The 17,380-nt window shown below is 65.7% G+C and carries 18 protein-coding genes; 11 read left to right on the top strand and 7 right to left on the bottom strand.

All coding sequences use genetic code 11. The features are described 5' to 3' along the window. The first annotated feature begins 25 nt into the window (after window positions 1-25). The 3 genes from gshB (at window position 26) to aqpZ (ending at window position 2,446) form a co-directional block, all read left to right on the top strand. On the top strand, window positions 26-1,012 hold the full coding sequence (gene gshB, locus AC4D6D_RS09925; protein WP_147214954.1) for a glutathione synthase: 987 nt from the start codon (window positions 26-28) through the stop codon (window positions 1,010-1,012). Window positions 1,013-1,036: 24 nt separating this feature from the next. Beyond that, window positions 1,037-1,645, top strand: a complete 609-nt coding sequence (locus AC4D6D_RS09920; protein ID WP_491325151.1) for a DedA family protein — start codon at window positions 1,037-1,039, stop codon at window positions 1,643-1,645. Window positions 1,646-1,747: 102 nt separating this feature from the next. Next, on the top strand, window positions 1,748-2,446 hold the full coding sequence (gene aqpZ, locus AC4D6D_RS09915) for an aquaporin Z (protein ID WP_491325150.1): 699 nt from the start codon (window positions 1,748-1,750) through the stop codon (window positions 2,444-2,446). Window positions 2,447-2,450: 4 nt separating this feature from the next. Here the strand turns inward: aqpZ and AC4D6D_RS09910 are convergent, their stop codons facing one another. From AC4D6D_RS09910 to rph, 4 genes are all read right to left on the bottom strand, one after another. After that, window positions 2,451-3,347, bottom strand: a complete 897-nt coding sequence (locus AC4D6D_RS09910) for a tyrosine recombinase XerC (RefSeq protein WP_491325149.1) — start codon at window positions 3,345-3,347, stop codon at window positions 2,451-2,453. A 5-nt stretch (window positions 3,348-3,352) separates the two neighbouring features. Further along, the gene (gene hemW, locus AC4D6D_RS09905) at window positions 3,353-4,504 is read right to left on the bottom strand and encodes a radical SAM family heme chaperone HemW (protein ID WP_491325148.1); all 1,152 of its coding nucleotides are present in this window, start codon (window positions 4,502-4,504) and stop codon (window positions 3,353-3,355) included. Between the two features lie 9 nt (window positions 4,505-4,513). Further along, window positions 4,514-5,143, bottom strand: a complete 630-nt coding sequence (gene rdgB, locus AC4D6D_RS09900; RefSeq protein ID WP_491325147.1) for an RdgB/HAM1 family non-canonical purine NTP pyrophosphatase — start codon at window positions 5,141-5,143, stop codon at window positions 4,514-4,516. 63 nt (window positions 5,144-5,206) lie between these two features. Beyond that, complete coding sequence (rph, locus tag AC4D6D_RS09895) at window positions 5,207-5,923, bottom strand: ribonuclease PH (RefSeq protein WP_147214942.1); 717 nt, start codon at window positions 5,921-5,923, stop codon at window positions 5,207-5,209. A gap of 160 nt (window positions 5,924-6,083) precedes the next feature. Here rph and hrcA point away from each other — a divergent pair, with 160 nt between their 5' ends. The 3 genes from hrcA to AC4D6D_RS09880 all read left to right on the top strand — a co-directional run bounded on the left by hrcA (window position 6,084) and on the right by AC4D6D_RS09880 (window position 8,125). Further along, complete coding sequence (gene hrcA, locus AC4D6D_RS09890; RefSeq protein ID WP_491325146.1) at window positions 6,084-7,127, top strand: heat-inducible transcriptional repressor HrcA; 1,044 nt, start codon at window positions 6,084-6,086, stop codon at window positions 7,125-7,127. Window positions 7,128-7,143: 16 nt separating this feature from the next. Next, window positions 7,144-7,710 (top strand): nucleotide exchange factor GrpE, encoded by a 567-nt coding sequence (gene grpE, locus AC4D6D_RS09885; protein WP_491325145.1) that lies wholly within the window; start codon window positions 7,144-7,146, stop codon window positions 7,708-7,710. Window positions 7,711-7,870: 160 nt separating this feature from the next. After that, window positions 7,871-8,125, top strand: a complete 255-nt coding sequence (locus AC4D6D_RS09880) for a YMGG-like glycine zipper-containing protein (protein ID WP_186829871.1) — start codon at window positions 7,871-7,873, stop codon at window positions 8,123-8,125. Window positions 8,126-8,183: 58 nt separating this feature from the next. Here AC4D6D_RS09880 and AC4D6D_RS09875 read toward each other — a convergent pair whose 3' ends face one another. Together AC4D6D_RS09875 and AC4D6D_RS09870 are read right to left on the bottom strand one after the other, a co-directional pair. Further along, a complete protein-coding gene (locus tag AC4D6D_RS09875; protein ID WP_491325144.1) occupies window positions 8,184-8,579 on the bottom strand; it encodes a hypothetical protein in 396 nt (131 codons plus the stop codon). A gap of 95 nt (window positions 8,580-8,674) precedes the next feature. Further along, the gene (locus tag AC4D6D_RS09870; protein ID WP_491325143.1) at window positions 8,675-9,211 is read right to left on the bottom strand and encodes a copper chaperone PCu(A)C; all 537 of its coding nucleotides are present in this window, start codon (window positions 9,209-9,211) and stop codon (window positions 8,675-8,677) included. A 219-nt stretch (window positions 9,212-9,430) separates the two neighbouring features. Here AC4D6D_RS09870 and dnaK point away from each other — a divergent pair, with 219 nt between their 5' ends. After that, window positions 9,431-11,341, top strand: coding sequence for a molecular chaperone DnaK (gene dnaK, locus AC4D6D_RS09865; protein ID WP_491325142.1), 1,911 nt, complete (start codon window positions 9,431-9,433; stop codon window positions 11,339-11,341). 81 nt (window positions 11,342-11,422) lie between these two features. Beyond that, window positions 11,423-12,556, top strand: coding sequence for a molecular chaperone DnaJ (gene dnaJ, locus AC4D6D_RS09860; protein WP_147214934.1), 1,134 nt, complete (start codon window positions 11,423-11,425; stop codon window positions 12,554-12,556). A gap of 74 nt (window positions 12,557-12,630) precedes the next feature. On the opposite strand, the gene AC4D6D_RS09855 is transcribed toward dnaJ, so the two are convergent. Beyond that, the gene (locus AC4D6D_RS09855; protein ID WP_491325141.1) at window positions 12,631-14,931 is read right to left on the bottom strand and encodes a patatin-like protein; all 2,301 of its coding nucleotides are present in this window, start codon (window positions 14,929-14,931) and stop codon (window positions 12,631-12,633) included. 71 nt (window positions 14,932-15,002) lie between these two features. Between AC4D6D_RS09855 and radA the strand changes: the two genes are divergently transcribed. Genes radA through AC4D6D_RS09840 form a run of 3 tightly spaced genes read left to right on the top strand, consistent with a single transcriptional unit; the run spans window position 15,003 to window position 17,334 of the window. Next, window positions 15,003-16,379 (top strand): DNA repair protein RadA, encoded by a 1,377-nt coding sequence (radA, locus tag AC4D6D_RS09850; protein ID WP_147214930.1) that lies wholly within the window; start codon window positions 15,003-15,005, stop codon window positions 16,377-16,379. An 11-nt stretch (window positions 16,380-16,390) separates the two neighbouring features. Next, complete coding sequence (locus AC4D6D_RS09845) at window positions 16,391-16,915, top strand: CvpA family protein (protein ID WP_491325140.1); 525 nt, start codon at window positions 16,391-16,393, stop codon at window positions 16,913-16,915. Continuing rightward, on the top strand, window positions 16,915-17,334 hold the full coding sequence (locus tag AC4D6D_RS09840) for an iron-sulfur cluster assembly scaffold protein (RefSeq protein WP_491325139.1): 420 nt from the start codon (window positions 16,915-16,917) through the stop codon (window positions 17,332-17,334). The genes AC4D6D_RS09845 and AC4D6D_RS09840 overlap by 1 nt, the downstream gene beginning before the upstream one ends. Window positions 17,335-17,380 lie beyond the last annotated feature (46 nt).

The raw sequence follows: 17,380 nt of genomic DNA, 5'->3' as shown, positions 1-17,380 counted from the left end.
ATATCCCGCGAGGACCAGACTTTTCATGACCTTACGCATCGCCGTTCAGATGGACCCGCTGGAATCGATCAAGATCGCGGGCGATTCCTCGTTTGCGCTCATGCTCTCGGCGCAGGCGCGCGGGCATGAGCTGTTCCACTATGACGTGCGGACGCTCGCCTATGACGCCTCCTCGGGCGCGGCCGGACGGCTGACCTGCTGGGGCGCGCCGGTGACGGTGCAGCGCGTGGAAGGCGCCCACTTCACGCGCGGCGAGTACCGTCTGATCGACCTTGTGGCCGATATCGACGTGGTGCTGATGCGACAGGACCCGCCCTTCGACCTCGGCTATATCACCGCCACGCACCTGCTGGAGCGCCTTGCCGGGCAGACGCTGGTGGTCAACGATCCGGTCTCGGTCCGCAATGCGCCTGAGAAGGTCTTCGTGCTCGACTATGCGCGCTTCATGCCGCCGACCTTCATCGCCCGCCGCATCGAGGACGTGCGCTTGTTCCAGCAGCGCAATGTCGAAGCCGGTTTCGGCGGCGATCTCGTCATCAAGCCGCTCCACGGCAACGGCGGCAAGGCGGTGTTCCGCGTTCCCGCGGACGGCAGCAACCTTGGCGCCCTGATCGAGATGTTCGAAAACGCCTGGGTCGAGCCGTTTATGGTCCAGCCCTTCCTTCCCGACGTGGCCGAGGGAGACAAGCGCATCGTCCTCGTTGACGGCGAGTTCGCGGGCGCGATCAACCGCAAGCCGGGCGCGGGTGAATTCCGCTCCAACCTTGCCGTCGGCGGCTCGGCCGAGGCCACTGGCCTTACGGTGGCGGAAGAGGAAATCTGCGCGGCGCTGGCACCGCAACTAAAGGCCCGCGGCCTCGTCTTCGTGGGCATCGACGTGATCGGCGGCAAATGGCTGACCGAGATCAACGTGACATCGCCGACCGGCATCGTCGCCATCGATCGCTTCAACGGCACCGACACCGGCGCAAAGATCTGGGACGCGATCGAGGCCCGCCACGCCGCGATGTAACGCTCGCCCGAAAGGTGTAGGTCCATGAACGAGTGGGTCATCTGGCTGATCGAGGGAGGAGGATATTGGGGTATCCTCCTGCTGATGATGGTCGAGAACATCGTGCCGCCGATTCCCTCGGAACTCATCATGGGCGTGGCCGGGATCGCCATGGCGCATGGACGCATGGATTTTGCGCCGGTGCTGGTCGCCGGAACGGTGGGATCGACGCTCGGCAACTACGTGCTGTTCCTCGTCGCGGATCGCCTCGGCTATGAGCGGCTCCGGCCGTTCATCGATCGCTGGGGGCGCTGGCTGACCCTGGACTGGCGGCAGGTCGAGCAGGCGGGCAAGTTCTTTCGCAGGCATGGCCGCTGGGTGGTCTTCGTCATGCGCTTCATGCCGATGTTCCGGACCTTGGTGTCGGTCCCGGCGGGCCTTGCGCATATGAGGCACTGGCCGTTCCTGATCTACACTGCGGCTGGGGCGGCGATCTGGAACACGCTGCTTATTCTGGCCGGAAGCTGGATGGGCCGCCGCTTTGCCGAAGCCGAGACCTGGGTGGGCTGGGCGACCGTCATCCTCGCGGTGCTGACGGCCCTATGGTATTGCTGGCGAGTGATCTTCTGGAAGTCTTCCGAAGACAATTCATGAAATCCCCGCACGTAGTATTTGTCAGTTTTTTACAAATCCCGGAGTATCGCATCTCAATACGATACCGTAGTCTTTGCTCGCAACCATTTGGGAGCAGGGGTTATGTCCAAGCGATTGGCAGCGGAATTCTTCGGTACATTCTGGCTCGTCTTGGGAGGCTGCGGCGCGGCGGTCCTTGCGGCGGCCTTTCCCGACCTCGGGATCGGCTTCGCAGGCGTGGCGCTGGCCTTCGGCCTGACGGTCGTGACCATGGCCTATGCGGTGGGCAGCATTTCCGGCGGACACTTCAATCCGGCGGTTTCGCTGGGCATGGCGGTCGGCGGACGGCTCGACTGGAAAGACCTCGTTCCCTACTGGGTGGCGCAAGTGCTCGGCGCCATCGTGGCGGCGGCGGCGCTCTATGCCATCGCCTCGGGCAAGGCGGGATGGACCCCCGGCGGCTTCGCGACCAACGGCTACGGCGAACTCTCGCCCGGCGGCTATGCCCTGTCTTCCGCGCTGCTGATCGAGACGATCCTGACCGCGGGCTTCATCATCGTGATCCTCGGCTCCACTTCGAAGATCGCCCCGTCCGGGTTCGGGCCGCTCGCGATCGGTCTTTGCCTGACGCTGATCCACCTCGTGGCGATCCCGGTGACGAATACTTCGGTCAATCCCGCGCGCTCGACCGGCGTGGCGCTCTTCGCGGAGACGGCGGCGCTGGGCCAGCTCTGGGCGTTCTGGGTAGCACCGCTGGTCGGGGCCGCGATCGGGGCGCTGATCTGGCGGGGCTTGCTGGCCCCCGACGAAGGCGCGCTCTGAACCTTCAGCCCTGCTCGCGCGGATGGGCGCTGCGATAGACGTCGAGCAGGGTCGCCGCATCGACTTTGGTGTAGATCTGCGTCGAGCCGAGGCTGGCGTGGCCGAGCAGTTCCTGAAGGCTGCGGAGGTCCGCCCCGGCGCCGAGCAAATGCGTGGCGAAGCTGTGGCGCAAGGCATGGGGCGTCGCGCTCGCGGGCAGTCCCAGCACGATGCGGGCGCGGGCGACGGCTTTCTGCACCATGCCCTGCGCCAGCGGCCCGCCCTTGGCGCCCCGGAAGATCGGCGCATCCGCCGCCATCGGCCAGGGGCATTTGTCCAGATAGTCGGCCACGCCCTCGCGCACGATCGGCAGCAGCGGCACCATGCGCTGCTTGCCGCCCTTGCCGGTGACGATCAGCGTCTCCCCTAACGGCAGCGCTCCGCCGGTAATCGACAGCGCCTCGGCGATGCGCAGGCCTGCGCCGTAGAGCAACAACAGGACCGCCCGGTCGCGCGCGCCGATCCACGGTTCGCGAGCATCTTCCTCCACCGTCGCGGCGAGATTGACCGCTTCATCCGGCGTCACCGGGCGGGGCAGGCCTTTCTTCACGCGCGGCCCGCGCAGGCGCGGTGCATTGGCATGGGCCACCCCCGCCTGTTCGCGGGCAAAGGCGAGGAAGCTCTTGAGCGCTGAAAGCTCGCGCGCGGCGGAAGTATTGCCGATCCCGTCCTCACGCCGCCCGGCAAGGTGTAGCCGCAGGTCGGCGGCTTCGAGCCGGGCGAGTGCCTGCCAGTCGGCGGGCTGTGCGCCGTCGATCAGGCGCCCAGCGGTGGCGATATAGGCGCGAACGGTATGGGGACTGCGCCGCCGCCCGTTCCTGAGGTGATTGCCCCAGGCTTCGAGCAGGTCGGCTTTCGTCATGCCGCTCAAGGCTCGACCAGATCGACCGGCACGATTTCGCCGAGCAACCCGTCGAGCAGCGGCATGCCCTGTTCGGTCACATGCAGCCGCGCGCCCTCGCGCCGTACAAGGCCTTGCTTCTCGTAAAAGGCGGCCTTGGCGGGATCGCAGAGTTCCACGATATCGAGGCCGAAGCGCGCCGACATCGCATCGAGGTCCACGCCTTCGCGCAGGCGCAGGCCCATGAGCATGGCCTCGCTGGCCTGCTCGCGGCGGCCGAGATCGCGGTGCTCGTTGATGCCCTGCGCCTGGAGATCGATGGCTTCGAGCCAGTTCTCCGGTTTACGGTGGCGCGTGGTGGCGACGCCGCCGCGTCGCCCGTGGGCGCCGGGGCCGATCCCGCAGTAGTCCTGATAGCGCCAGTACGTAAGGTTGTGGCGGCTTTCCTCGCCGGGGCGGGCGTGGTTGCTGATCTCGTAGGCGGGCAGCCCCGCAGCCGCAGTCATTTCGCGGGTGAGCGCGAACATGTCGGCGCAGGCGTCCTCGTCCAGCGGCTCGAACTGGTTCTGGCGCACCATCGTCGCGAACTTGGTGCCCGGCTCGATGGTGAGCTGGTAGAGCGAGAGGTGTCCGGTGCCGTAGGATAGCGCCTGCGCCAGTTCCGCCTGCCACTGCTTGAGGCTCTGGCCGGGGCGGGCGTAGATCAGGTCGAAGCTGACGCGGGAGAAGCGCTTCTGGGCCACTTCCAGTGCCTTCAGCCCCTCCTGCGCGTCGTGCAGCCGACCGAGAAACCGCAAGGTCTCGTTATCGAGCGCCTGTAGCCCGAGCGAAACGCGGTTGACGCCTGCTGCGGCCAGCGCCTCGTAATTGCCTGCCTCGACGGAGGAGGGATTGCCCTCCAGCGTGATCTCGATCCCGTCCGAAAAGCCCCAGAGCTTCTCCGCCTCGTCGAGTAGCCTCGCAACGAGGGCAGGGGGCATCAGCGAAGGGGTGCCGCCGCCGAAGAAGATCGAATCGAGCTTCTCCCCGCCCGCGACTTCGTGCTCATGACGCATGTCGGCGAGCAGACCCGCCTCCCAGCGCGCCACTTCGACCCGTTCGCGGACATGGCTGTTGAAGTCGCAATAGGGGCACTTTGCGAGGCAGAACGGCCAATGGATATAGAGCGCACGCGCCATCGTGACAGATTAACCCGGGAACTGCTCCGCGACCAGCTTGGCGAAAGCGTCGGCGCGGTGGCTGATCTCGTGCTTCTTTTCAGGCGCGATTTCGGCGAAAGTCTGGTCGAGGCCGTCCGGCACGAAGCAGGGGTCGTAGCCGAAGCCCAGCTTGCCGCGCGGCGGCCAGGTGAAGCTGCCGTTCGAGCGTCCTTCGTAGACCGCTTCCTCGCCGTCCGGCCAGGCGATCGCCAGCACGCAGGAGAACCAGCAGGAGCGGTCCACATCCGCGCCCTGTTCGCAAAGCAGGCCTTCGACTTTGCCCATCGCCATGAACCAGTCCCGGCCCGCATCGCCCTCGAACCACTGCCGTTCGGCCCAGTCGGCGGTGTAGACGCCGGGGCGTCCGCCCAGCGCCGTCACCGACATGCCGCTGTCGTCGGCCAGCGCGGGAAGCTGCGCGGCCTTGGCGGCGGCATGGGCCTTGAGGAGCGCGTTCTCAACGAACGTCGTGCCGGTCTCCTCCGGTTCGGGCAGGCCGAGTTCGCCTGCGGAAACACACTCGATGCCGAACGGTGCGAGCAGTGCGCCGATTTCCCGCAGCTTGCCCGCATTGTGCGTGGCGATGACGAGGCGGGTGTTTCCAAGCTTGCGGGTCATGTGAAAGGTTCCGTTTTCGCCGCCCGCGCTTGCGCGAGGGCGGCGATCAAGGGTTGGACTTGCTTAGCGGCCGACGGCCTTGGCCTGCTCGGCGAAGATCCGGTCGCAACCGATGCGGGCGAGGCGCAGCAGGCGCAGCAGGCCTTCCTCGTCATAGGTTGCGCCTTCGGCGGTGGCCTGGGCTTCGGCGATCTTGCCGCCCTCGATCAGCACGAAGTTGGCATCGGCATCGGCCGAGCTGTCTTCGATGTAGTCGAGGTCGAGCACCGGGGTGCCCTCGCAGATGCCGCAGGAGATCGCGGCGACGCGGCCGGTGATCGGGTCTTCCTTGATCTTGCCGTCCGCCATCAGCTTGTCGACGGCAAGGCGCAGCGCCACCCAGGCGCCCGAGATCGAGGCGGTGCGGGTGCCGCCGTCGGCCTGGAGCACGTCGCAGTCGAGCACGATCTGGCGTTCGCCGAGCTTCTTCATGTCCACCACGGCGCGTAGCGAGCGGCCGATCAGGCGCTGGATTTCCTGCGTGCGGCCGGACTGCTTGCCCTTGGCGGCTTCACGGCTGCCGCGCGTGTGGGTGGCGCGGGGAAGCATCGAATATTCGGCCGTCACCCAGCCTTCACCCTTGCCGCGCAGGAACGGCGGAACCTTTTCCTCGACCGAGGCGGTGACGAGGACGCGGGTATCGCCGAAGGAAATCAGCACCGAACCTTCGGCGTGCTTGGTGAAACCGGTCTGGATGTCGATAGCGCGCATCTCGTCGGGGGTACGGCCGGAAGGTCGCATGGGATGTCCTTTGCTCAAGTTCTGATCGTCGATTACCCGCGCGCCCCTAGAGCATTTTCCGGTCGGGTGGAAACACCTGATGACCGGAAAATGCACGCAATCGAATGGCTCTCGCGCATTTGGCTTGAGACGTCCGCGCCAGTCCCTAGATTAAGCGCAAATGCCGACACCGCCGATCAACGAACTTTCCGACCGCGCCCGCGAGATATTCCGCCTCGTGGTGGAGGGCTATCTGGCGACCGGAACCCCGGTCGGCTCAAAGGCCCTCGCGGGACCCGGCGGCGTCAGGCTGTCTTCGGCCTCGATCCGTTCGGTGCTGGCGGACCTCGAATCATTCGGACTGCTGGCCGCGCCGCATACCAGCGCGGGGCGGCTGCCGACCGAGGCAGGCCTTCGCCTTTTCGTCGACGGCATCATGCAGGTGGCCGAGCCGACCGTGGAGGAGCGCCTCGCGATCGAGAGCCGGATTTCCTCTCCCGGTCCGATCGAGGCGGCGCTGGAGGCGACCAGCGCGCTGCTCTCCAATCTCACGTCCGGGGCGGGCGTCGTCATGGTGCCGCGCCGCGAGCCGCGGCTGATGCATCTCCAGCTCGTGCCGCTGGGGCCGGGCCGGGCGCTCGCCGTGCTTGTTGGCGAGGACGGCGCGGTGGAGAATCGCATCGTCGAATTTCCCGCCTCCCTGCCGCCGGGCGCGCTGGAGGAAGCCTCCAACTACATCACCGCCCACCTTGCGGGCCGGACGCTCGGCGAGGCGGCGCGGGTGATGCGCGGGGATATCGCCACCGGCAAGTCGGCGCTCGATGCTGCGAGCCGCGATCTGGTCGAGCGCGGGCTGGCGGTCTGGAGCGAGGATGCGATGGCCCGCCCGGTGCTGATCGTGCGCGGGCAGGCCAACCTGCTCGACGAAACCGCGCTTTCGGACCTCGAACGGGTGCGCTCGCTGCTGGACGACCTGGAGAACAAGCAGTCGGTCGCCGAATTGCTCGATCTTGCGCGCGAGGCGCAATCGACGCGTATCTTTATCGGCTCGGAGAACCGGCTTTTCGCACTTTCCGGCTCTTCGGTGATCGCCTCGCCCTATCGCGATCGCGACGGCAGGGTGGTCGGCGTGGTGGGGGTAATCGGGCCGACCCGGTTGAATTATGCTCGCGTCGTCCCCATGGTGGACTTCACTGCCCAGAGCCTGGGCAAGCTCATCGGATAGCTGGAACTTTACGATAATGACCGAACAGAAGACGCAGTCGACAGAAGAAGCGGCCATCGCCGAAGAACTGAAGGGCGTGCCCGAGGATATGATCGACAACCCCGAACAAGCCCGGCCTGAACTCGCCAAGCTGCGCGAAGAACTCGAAACGGCCAAGCAGGACGTGCTCTACGCCCGCGCGGAAACTCAGAACGTGCGCCGCCGCCTAGAAAAGGACGTTGCCGACACCCGCGCCTATGCCGCGACCGGCTTCGCTCGCGACATTCTTTCCGTGGCCGACAACCTGACCCGCGCGCTTTCGGCGATCCCGGCGGACCTGCGCGAGGACGAGAAGCTCAAGGGTATCGTTGCGGGCATCGAGGCGACCGGCCGCGAGATCGACAAGGTCTTCACCAACCACGGCATCACCCGGATCGCCGCCATGGGCCTTCCGCTCGATCCCAACCAGCACCAGGCGATGATCGAGGTTCCCTCGGCCGATGCCGAAGCCGGTACGGTGGTGCAGGAGCTTCAGGCCGGTTACATGATCAAGGACCGCCTGCTGCGTCCGGCCATGGTGGCCGTGGCCAAGAAGCCGGACTGATCCATCTGCCCACCGCGCGAACGCCGTGAACTTCGAGGCTCGTCAAGGCCTTGCGGGACGAGCGGGCGCGCGGCGGCGATGGGCTGCGGTTGTTCATGGAACCTGCCCGCATCGGGACCGTTGATCCAGGTAGAGACCTGATATTCAGCGGAGAGACCCCATGCGAATGCTCATTCTTCCCATCCTCGCCGCCGGAGCGCTTGGTGTTGCCGGCTGCGCGAGCAACTATGCCGGTGAGGGCGCCCTTGCCGGTGGTGCGCTCGGCGCAGGCGTCGGCGCGCTTGCGGGCGACGTCGGTGCCGGTGCGGCAGTCGGCGCGGCGGCAGGTGCCGTGGCCGGATCGACCAAGGAAAAGCACAAGGGCTGCTATCGCTACGACCGGCGCGGCGATCGCTATTGGGACCGCGACTGCTGATCGCGGTTCGCAATGCTTGCGAAAAGGGCGCGGAAGAACCCGCGCCCTTTTTGTTTTTTTAGACGAAGGATAAAGGGCCGAACGGCAGTACGCCGCGATAACTGGCGAGCGGCGGCGCGCCGGGTACTCGCCAGCCCCGGTCGAGCAGGAAAGCATGACGGACGATCTCCGCCTGCTGTTCGATGCCGTAGCGACCGAGCGTCCACCCCGGCCTCAGTGCATAGTCATAGCGGCAGAACGGATGGCGCATCAGCGGCAGATACCAGCGGCCCTTGCGCTGGCTCTGCCAGACATGCGTCATTTCGTGAATGAACAGCCCTTGCAGACCGATCTGCGCCGATGAAAAATCGTCGCGATAGAGCTCGGAAGCCTTGTGGAAGTGCAGATGCCCGCAAGGCGCCATCACAACGTGAGCAGGCTGGAGCGGAAACCACTTGCGCCGCCGGACACGCACCGGAGCAGGATCGACGGCATTGCCGAAGACTGCCCGAACCAGCGCGATTTCACCCGATGTCAGCGCTCTTTCCGCGCCGGGAGGGCAGGCGGCCGTCAGTGATCCATCCCCGGCATGTCGCCCATCTGGTTGCCGCCCATGCTTTCCACCCGCAGCGGCATCGAGAGCTTGTCGCCGTCGGAGAAGGTCAGGGTCAGTTCCGCCGTGCCGCTGGCCTTCACGGTATCGTCGATATCGAAGACCATGACGTGCATGCCGCCCTGCTTGAATTCGACGTCGGCGCCCGGTGCGATCTCCAGCGAATCGACGGCCGCCATGCTGCCGCCGTCGGTCTTGTGCATCTGCGCGCTGCCCGTGCCGCTGACGTGCACGCCCACCAGCTTGACCGGCGCGGCGCCGTCGTTGCGCACCGTGAAGTAGACCGCGCCGGGCCGACCGGCCACGATCGGCAGGAACAGATGGCCGTCGCTCGCACTGATGCCCGGCTTCGCGGTTGGCCCGGCATCGGCCGCCGCGCTTTCCTGCGGTGCCGGGTTTTCCGCCTGCTTGCAGCCGCTCAGGGACACGAGCAGGGCGGCGGCGCCGGTGGCGGCGAGCATAGGCAGGGAGGCGGGAAAACGGGCAGGCTTCACGGCAGATCGATCCTCTCGGACGGGCGGGCGATACCAAGGAGTTCGCGGCGCTGAAAATTTCCACGGCGTAATGCCATTGCGACAGACTTGTTCCAAGCGAAACCGCACCTATATGCCGCTCCGACGACTTTGAACGTCATCGAGCCGTGCAAGCCGCCTTGCCTTATGGAAGGGAGGCGATCCGCATGGTGTCATCCACTGACGTGAGGAATGGGGATAATGGCAAAAGTAATTGGTATCGACCTTGGCACCACCAACAGCTGCGTCGCCGTCATGGACGGCGGCAAGCCCAAGGTTATTGAAAATTCCGAAGGCGCCCGCACGACGCCCTCGATCGTCGCTTTCACCAAGGATGGTGAGCGTCTGATCGGGCAGCCCGCGAAGCGCCAGGCCGTGACCAACGGCGACAACACGATTTTCGCGGTGAAGCGCCTGATCGGCCGCCGCTTCGACGACCCGGTGACCAAGAAGGACACCGAGCTGGTTCCGTACCACATCGTCAAGGGCAAGAACGGCGACGCCTGGGTCCAGGCTGGCGGCGAAGACTACAGCCCGTCGCAGATCTCGGCCTTCACTCTGCAGAAGATGAAGGAAACCGCCGAATCGTACCTCGGCGAGACCGTGACGCAGGCCGTCATCACCGTGCCCGCCTACTTCAACGACGCACAGCGCCAGGCGACCAAGGACGCAGGCCAGATCGCCGGTCTTGAAGTGCTGCGCATCATCAACGAGCCGACTGCCGCGGCGCTGGCCTATGGCCTCGACAAGCAGGACGGCAAGACCATCGCCGTCTACGACCTCGGCGGCGGCACCTTCGACGTTTCGATCCTCGAAATCGGCGACGGCGTGTTCGAAGTGAAGTCGACCAACGGCGACACCTTCCTCGGCGGTGAAGACTTCGACACCAAGCTGGTCGAATGGTTGGCCGACAAGTTCAAGGCCAAGGAAGGCCTGGACCTGCGCAGCGACAAGCTCGCCCTGCAGCGTCTGAAGGAAGCGGCCGAAAAGGCGAAGATCGAACTGTCGTCCACGGCGACGACCGAGGTCAACCTGCCCTTTATCACCGCACGCATGGAAGGCGGCGCCACCACTCCGCTGCACCTCGTCGAGACCGTCACCCGCGCCGACCTTGAAAAGATGGTCGCGGACCTGATTCAGCGCACGCTCGAACCCTGCCGCAAGGCGCTCGCCGATGCGGGCATTTCGGCCAAGGAAATCGACGACGTCGTCCTGGTCGGCGGCATGACCCGCATGCCCAAGGTTCGTGACGTCGTGAAGGACTTCTTCGGCAAGGAACCGCACACCGGCGTGAACCCGGACGAAGTGGTGGCCATGGGCGCCGCGATCCAGGCCGGCGTGCTTCAGGGCGACGTCAAGGACGTGCTGCTGCTCGACGTGACCCCGCTGTCGCTGGGCATCGAGACGCTGGGCGGCATCATGACCAAGATGATCGATCGCAACACGACGATCCCGACCAAGAAGAGCCAGGTCTACTCGACCGCCGAGGACAACCAGCAGGCGGTGACCATCCGCGTGTTCCAGGGCGAGCGCGAGATGGCGCAGGACAACAAGCTGCTCGGCCAGTTCGACCTCGTCGGCATCCCGGCTGCCCGTCGCGGCGTGCCGCAGATCGAAGTCACTTTCGACATCGACGCCAACGGTCTCGTCAACGTGTCCGCCAAGGACAAGGGCACCGGCAAGGAACAGCAGATCCGCATCCAGGCTTCGGGCGGTCTGTCCGACACCGACATCGACCAGATGGTCAAGGATGCCGAGAAGTTCGCCGAAGAGGACAAGAAGCGTCGTGAGGCCGCCGAGGCCAAGAACAACGCCGACAGCCTCGTCCATGCGACCGAGCAGCAGATCGCCGAGCATGGTGACAAGATCGATGCCGGTCTGAAGGCGGAAGTCGAAGCGGCCATCGCCGCGACCAAAACGGCGATCGAAGGCGGCGAACCCGCCGAGATCACTGCCAAGTCGCAGGCGCTGACCGAAGTCGCGATGAAGATGGGTCAGGCCATCTACGAGAAGGAACAGGCTGCCGGCGCTTCGCCCGAAGCCGCTCCGGCTGGCGGTGACGACGACGTCGTCGATGCCGAGTTCTCGGAAGTCGACGAAAACAAGGGCTGATCGGTCCTCATGACAAGCGTGGCCGCCATCGTTACTTTTAGTGACGGTGGCGGCCAGGTCGCACGCGGGGAATAACGAGACGTGTCAGCTACCGAAATCGACTATTACGAACTGCTCGAAGTAGAGCGTACTGCGGACGACAAGACGATCAAATCGTCCTATCGCCGCCTCGCGATGCGCTACCACCCGGACAAGAACCCGGGCTGCGGCGACAGCGAAGCGCGCTTCAAGCAGATCAGCGAGGCTTACGACTGCCTCAAGGACCCGCAGAAGCGGGCGGCCTACGATCGCTACGGTCATGCTGCCTTCCAGCAGGGCATGGGCGGTGGCGGCGGTCATCCCGGCGGCGCCGAGTTCGGCGATATCGGCGATATCTTCGAATCCATCTTCGGCAGTGCTTTCGGTGGCGGCGGCCGCCAGCAGGCCCGTCGCGGTGCCGATTTGCGCTACGACATGGAAGTCACCCTCGACGAGGCCTTCCACGGCAAGCAGACTGAAATCACCATCGAGGTCTCGCAAAGCTGCGAACCGTGCAGCGGTTCCGGCGCCGAGCCGGGCACCGGCAAGCGCGGCTGCAACATGTGCGGCGGCCATGGCAAGGTCCGTGCTCAGCAAGGCTTCTTCGTGGTGGAACGCACCTGCCCGACCTGCCACGGTCGGGGAGAAGTGATCGAGAAGCCGTGCCGCTCCTGCGGCGGTGAGGGCCGGGTCGACAAACCCCAGGCCTTGCAGGTGGAAATCCCGCCGGGCGTGGATTCGGGTACGCGCATCCGCCTTTCCGGCAAGGGCGAGGCCGGGCCGTTCGGCGCGCCTCCGGGCGACCTCTATATCTTCCTGCACGTCAAGCGCCACAAGGTGTTCGAACGGGACGGCACGACGCTGATCACGCGCGTTCCGATCACGTTCACCACGGCGGCGCTGGGCGGTTCGATCGAAATTCCCGGCATGGACGGCGAGAATCTCTCGATCGACATTCCGGCGGGCATCCAGTCCGGCAAGCAGCTGCGCAAGCGCGGTGCGGGCATGCCGGTGCTGCAGGGCCGGGGCCGCGGTGATCTCGTCATCGAGATCAGCGTGGAAACGCCGACAAAGCTGTCCGCGCGCCAGAAGGAACTGATCCGCGAGCTTCAGGCCACCGAGACCGGTGACGAATGCCCGCAGTCGAAGGGCTTCTTCGACCGGATCAAGGAAGCCTGGAGCGATCTGACGGAATAAGCTCCGTCCGATCTTCGATGTGAACGAAAAACGCCGTCCCGGATTATGCGGGGCGGCGTTTTTTCAGTTCCCGATCAACCACCGCGCAGCACTTCGTTCCGTACGCTCTGTACCAGCGCGGGATCGGCGGTCAGGCGTTCCTGTTCTTCCTCCAGAACCGCCAGGAATGCCTCGCGCTTGAAAGCCCAGAGTTCGCCTTCGAGAAGGGTGTGCTCGCCTTCAGCCGTCGAGGAAATCAGGTCGATCATCCGCTCCGCGCCGTGAAGACGCCCCCAGAGGTAGTCGTTCTCGCGATAGGCGCGGCTGAAGAAGGCGCCGAAGTTGAAGAACTCGGTGCCGCGCAGCACCGGCCCCTTGCGGATCATGTGGCAGTCTTCCGGCGAGATGCGGTCGACGCGGATCGGGTCGAATTCGGTCAGTCCCTCGCCGCGCAGCAGGGGCAGGGTGACGGTGTCGTAGAACGGGAACCCGAGATAGGCGAGCAGGACCCGTCGGCGCAGGACCTGCGGCATTTCCTCAAGCGCCTCGGTCAGCATCACGTCCACTTGCCCGTCGATTTCGGCAAGGCTGCGGACCTCTTCGATGTGATCGATGGCTGCGGAAGGATCGGTGAAGGCGGCCGCCGCCAGCGCCGGAAACGCTTCCCCCATCGCCGACGCAGGTTCGCGGTCGAGATAGAGCGCCAGCGCTGCGTAGATCGCTTCGCGCGCCTTGTCCCGCTGGGCCTCGCTGACGTTCGCTTCCTGCTGCCATTCCTGGGTGACGCGCCGCGCCAGAAGTCGCAGGCGGCGGATGCGGAAGGCGAGGTCGTGACGACGGAAGAAGTCGATCATGCCCGGCGAGCCGTCGCCCTTGAGTCCCTCGATGCGATCCAGTCCCATACTGGCGAAGTGATCGTGCAGCCGCCGCGCGATCGGCTCGCTGGAGGAAAGACCCAGTTCCGGCGCCGCATCCTGGATCAACCGCGCCAGCTTGCCGACGATTCCGGAGAACTTCACCTGGACATAGCCGTGATAGGCGAAACCCGCCTGCTCCAGCGCGGCCCGCTGCGCCTTGTTGCGCCATGCGGCGAGGCGCTTGGGCGTCGGCCGGTCGAGGAAGAAGGTGTTGCCGAACAGGCGGTCCACCGTCTCCTCGATCTCGGGCCGCATGGCGAGGACGATGGCGCGCAAGGTAGCGACTTCCTGCGAATCGCGTTCGAGCGCTTCCAGATTGTCGCGAATCGGCTGCTCTCGCGGGATCGACGACAGCGAGCCGAAGATCGTCGAGAAGAACCCCGGCGCCTTGCGCTCCTGCCGCATCGATGCGCCGGTCCGGTCGGGCGTGGGGTCGATATAGACGAAGCGGCGGTCCACCTCGCGGGTTGCCGGACGGTCGCGCAGCACGCCCATGGCATCGGCGAAAGGTGCGTTGTTGAGCACGGAGCCGTCGATGAGGGCGACGTTTTCCAGATCGCCGCGCTGGCTGTGCTCGGGCATGACGCGGCGGAAGAACGCCTCGCGCTCTGGCCAAGTCACGCCGAGTTCGGCAATCAGCCCGTCGATTTCCGCGATCTGGAGCGGAGGAAAGGCGCCGGGGAAGCTCGCCGTGGAGCGGGCTGCAAGCAGGAGTTCCGGCATCGCCGCAAGGGCAGGGGATCCCGCCCGCGCCTCGAAGCCGATGCTAAGGCGATGCTCGCTTTCCAGCACCAGTTCCGGCGAGTGCAGACGCAGGGTTTCGAGGTGGCCCTTGAAATCGGTTGCGGTGACGAAAAGGTTGATCGGATGGCCGTGCGGTAGCAGCGGTGGCCCGGCTTTCGTTTCGGCCATGGCGGTGAAGGCCCCGGCCAGCAGGCGCGAGAGGCCGATGCCGCTGAACGGCGGTTCGAACCACCGCGAACGGATCAGGCGGGACAGCTTCTCGCGCACTTCCTCGCGCGTTTCCGGCGCTACGCTGCTGCTGACGGCATTGCCGGGCCGGTGGAGCAGATAGGAAACCAGCGGTCGCGCCCAGAACTTCGTGACCTGGCTGCGCGCCCGCGCCTCTGGATCGAGCAGCACGTCGACATCGGCGTTTTCCAGCCAGAGTTCAGTCAGCGGCTCCAGCGAATGACCGGAATGGATCGCCTGTGACAGGAACACGCTGTTGATCCCGCCCGCGCTGGCGCCCGCAACGATGTCGGTCAGGATGCGCAGCCGCAGATTGCTGCCCGATTCGAGTCTTTGCAGAAGCTTGCGATAGACGCTTGCCGTACCTTTTGGCGCTTCCCCTCCGCTCCAGAACGACTGGCTGGCCTGAAGTGCCTTCCAGAGTTCCTTGGTGACCCCGTGCATGTAGACGGCAAGGCTGATGCCGCCGTAGCAGACCAGCGCGATCCGCAGTTCCTTTTGCCGCATCCCGGCATGTTGCCGCGATTGCTGGGGAAAGGCAATTGCGTTCTCATTCCGTTCCGGATAATCGAGACGGCATGGCAAAGCCCAAGCGTCGATATGTCTGCCAGTCCTGCGGGGGCGTTTCCTCCCGCTGGCAAGGCCAATGCCCCGATTGCGGGGAGTGGAACACGCTGGCGGAAGATACGCCGCAGACGGTCTTCTCCTCCAAGCACGACTTGTCCTCGGGCGGGCGGCCGATCCTGTTCACGCCGCTCGATGCGCCGGGCGAACTGCCCAAGCGCCGCGCCAGTGGTTTTGCGGAGTTCGACCGTGCGCTCGGCGGCGGCCTCGTGCCCGGTTCGGCAATCCTCATGGGCGGCGATCCCGGCATCGGCAAGTCGACCCTGCTGCTTCAGGCCTCCGCCCATATCGCCATGGCTGGGGGCAGTGTCGTCTATGTCAGCGGCGAGGAAGCGGCGGGACAGGTGCGTCTGCGGGCGGAGCGACTCGGGCTGTCGAAAGCGCCGATCCAGCTCGCCTCGGCAACGTCCGTGCGGGATATCCTGACTACGCTCGGCATGATGGAAGCGCCGACCCTGCTGGTGATCGATTCGATCCAGACCATGCATTCGGATACCATCGAGGGCGCCCCCGGCACGGTCAGCCAGGTGCGCGGCTGCGCCTTCGAACTGATCCGTTATGCCAAGGAGAACGACGTCACCCTGGTGCTGGTCGGCCATGTCACCAAGGACGGCACGATCGCCGGTCCGCGCGTGCTGGAGCACATGGTGGACGTGGTCATGGCCTTCGAGGGTGAGCGCAGCCACCAGTACCGCATCCTGCGCAGCCTGAAGAACCGCTTCGGCCCCGTGGATGAGATCGGTGTCTTCGCGATGGAAGGGGCGGGACTGGCGGAGGTCGGCAATCCCTCCATGCTGTTCCTCTCGGGCCGCGACGAGGAAATGGCGGGAAGCGCGGTCTTCGCCGCCATGGAAGGCACGCGTCCGGTACTCGTGGAAATTCAGGCGCTGATCGTCCGGCTCCAGAGCGGGGCGACGCCGCGCCGCGCCGTGGTCGGTTGGGATTCGGGCCGCATGGCCATGCTGCTGGCGGTTCTGGAGGCACGCTGCGGTCTCAATTTCTCCAGCGCAGAAGTCTATCTGAACGTAGCCGGCGGCTATCGCCTCGCCGACCCTGCAGCCGATCTCGCAGTGGCGGCGGCGCTGATCTCGGCGCTGGGCGACAAGCCGCTGCCCAAGAATGCGGTCTGGTTCGGCGAGGTCTCGCTGGCGGGCGAGATCCGTCCGGTGTCGCATTCATCGATCCGTCAGCGCGAATCGGCCAAACTCGGTTTCGGGCGCGCGATCGGACCGGCGGGCGGGACCAATGCCGAACAGACGGCAAAGGGCATTCAGTTCACCGGTCTGACGATGCTGCCCAATCTCGTTGACCGTATCCTGACGGATGCCTAGTTCGAGGCCCTATGACCGGTTTCGATATTGCTGTTCTGGTGTTCGTCGGCGTGGGTGCCGCCACCGGATTTATGAGAGGTTTCGTGCAGGAGATCCTGGCGCTGGGCGCGTGGATCTTCGCGGTGTTCGCGATCCGGACGCTGCATACCCCGCTGTCCGCCTGGCTTGAGCCTTACAGTGGCTCGGGCACGGCGACGCCGGTGCTAGCCTTCGCGCTGCTGCTGCTGGTGCCCTTCATCGTCGTGAAGCTCGTCGCCAAGTGGGCCGGAAAGCAGAGCCGCGCCTCGGTGCTCGGGCCGATCGACCGCGTGCTCGGCTTCGGTTTCGGCGCGGTGAAGGGCGTTATCATCGTGATCCTCGGCTTCTCGGTCCTGGTGCTCGGCTACGACACCGTATGGGGACCGGGCGGGCGGCCCGAATGGATGAAGGAGGCGCGGACTTATCCGTTCGTCAATGCCAGCAGTGAGGCGCTGGTGAAAATGATTTCCGAGCGCCGCCGCGAAGCGCGCGAAGCCGAATCGGCGAAAGCGGGCTGATGTCCGCCGCCGTGCTCTATACCCCCGATGTCCTGGGCCTGACGATCCGGCTTGCGGTCTATCCCTGGGACGAGGCGCTGCCGCTCAAGGGCGAAGCACGCTCGCAAAGCTGCGGGTCGACGATTGCCCTTGGCTTGGCGCTGGCCGAGGACGGCACCGTGGAGCGCATCGGCATCCGCAGCCAGGCCTGCGCCATCGGCCAGGCCGCCGCCGCGATCTTCGCCGATGCTGCGGCAGGACGCAGCCCCCAGGCCTTGCACGAAGCGGGCGGGGCGATCGCGCTCTGGCTCTCGGGCGAGGGGACGCTGCCCGATTGGCCCGGTCTCGGAACGATCGCCAGCGCGCGCGACTATCCCGCCCGGCACGGCGCGGTCCTACTCCCTTGGCATGCCGCCAAACGGGCGCTTTCCAGCAGCTGAGACCGAAGCTAGATTTCTCGCCGACGGACCTCGAAACAGGGGCCGG

It is taken from the genome of Novosphingobium sp. BF6, assembly GCF_058273105.1.
This window is presented reverse-complemented; position numbering and strand designations above follow the sequence as displayed.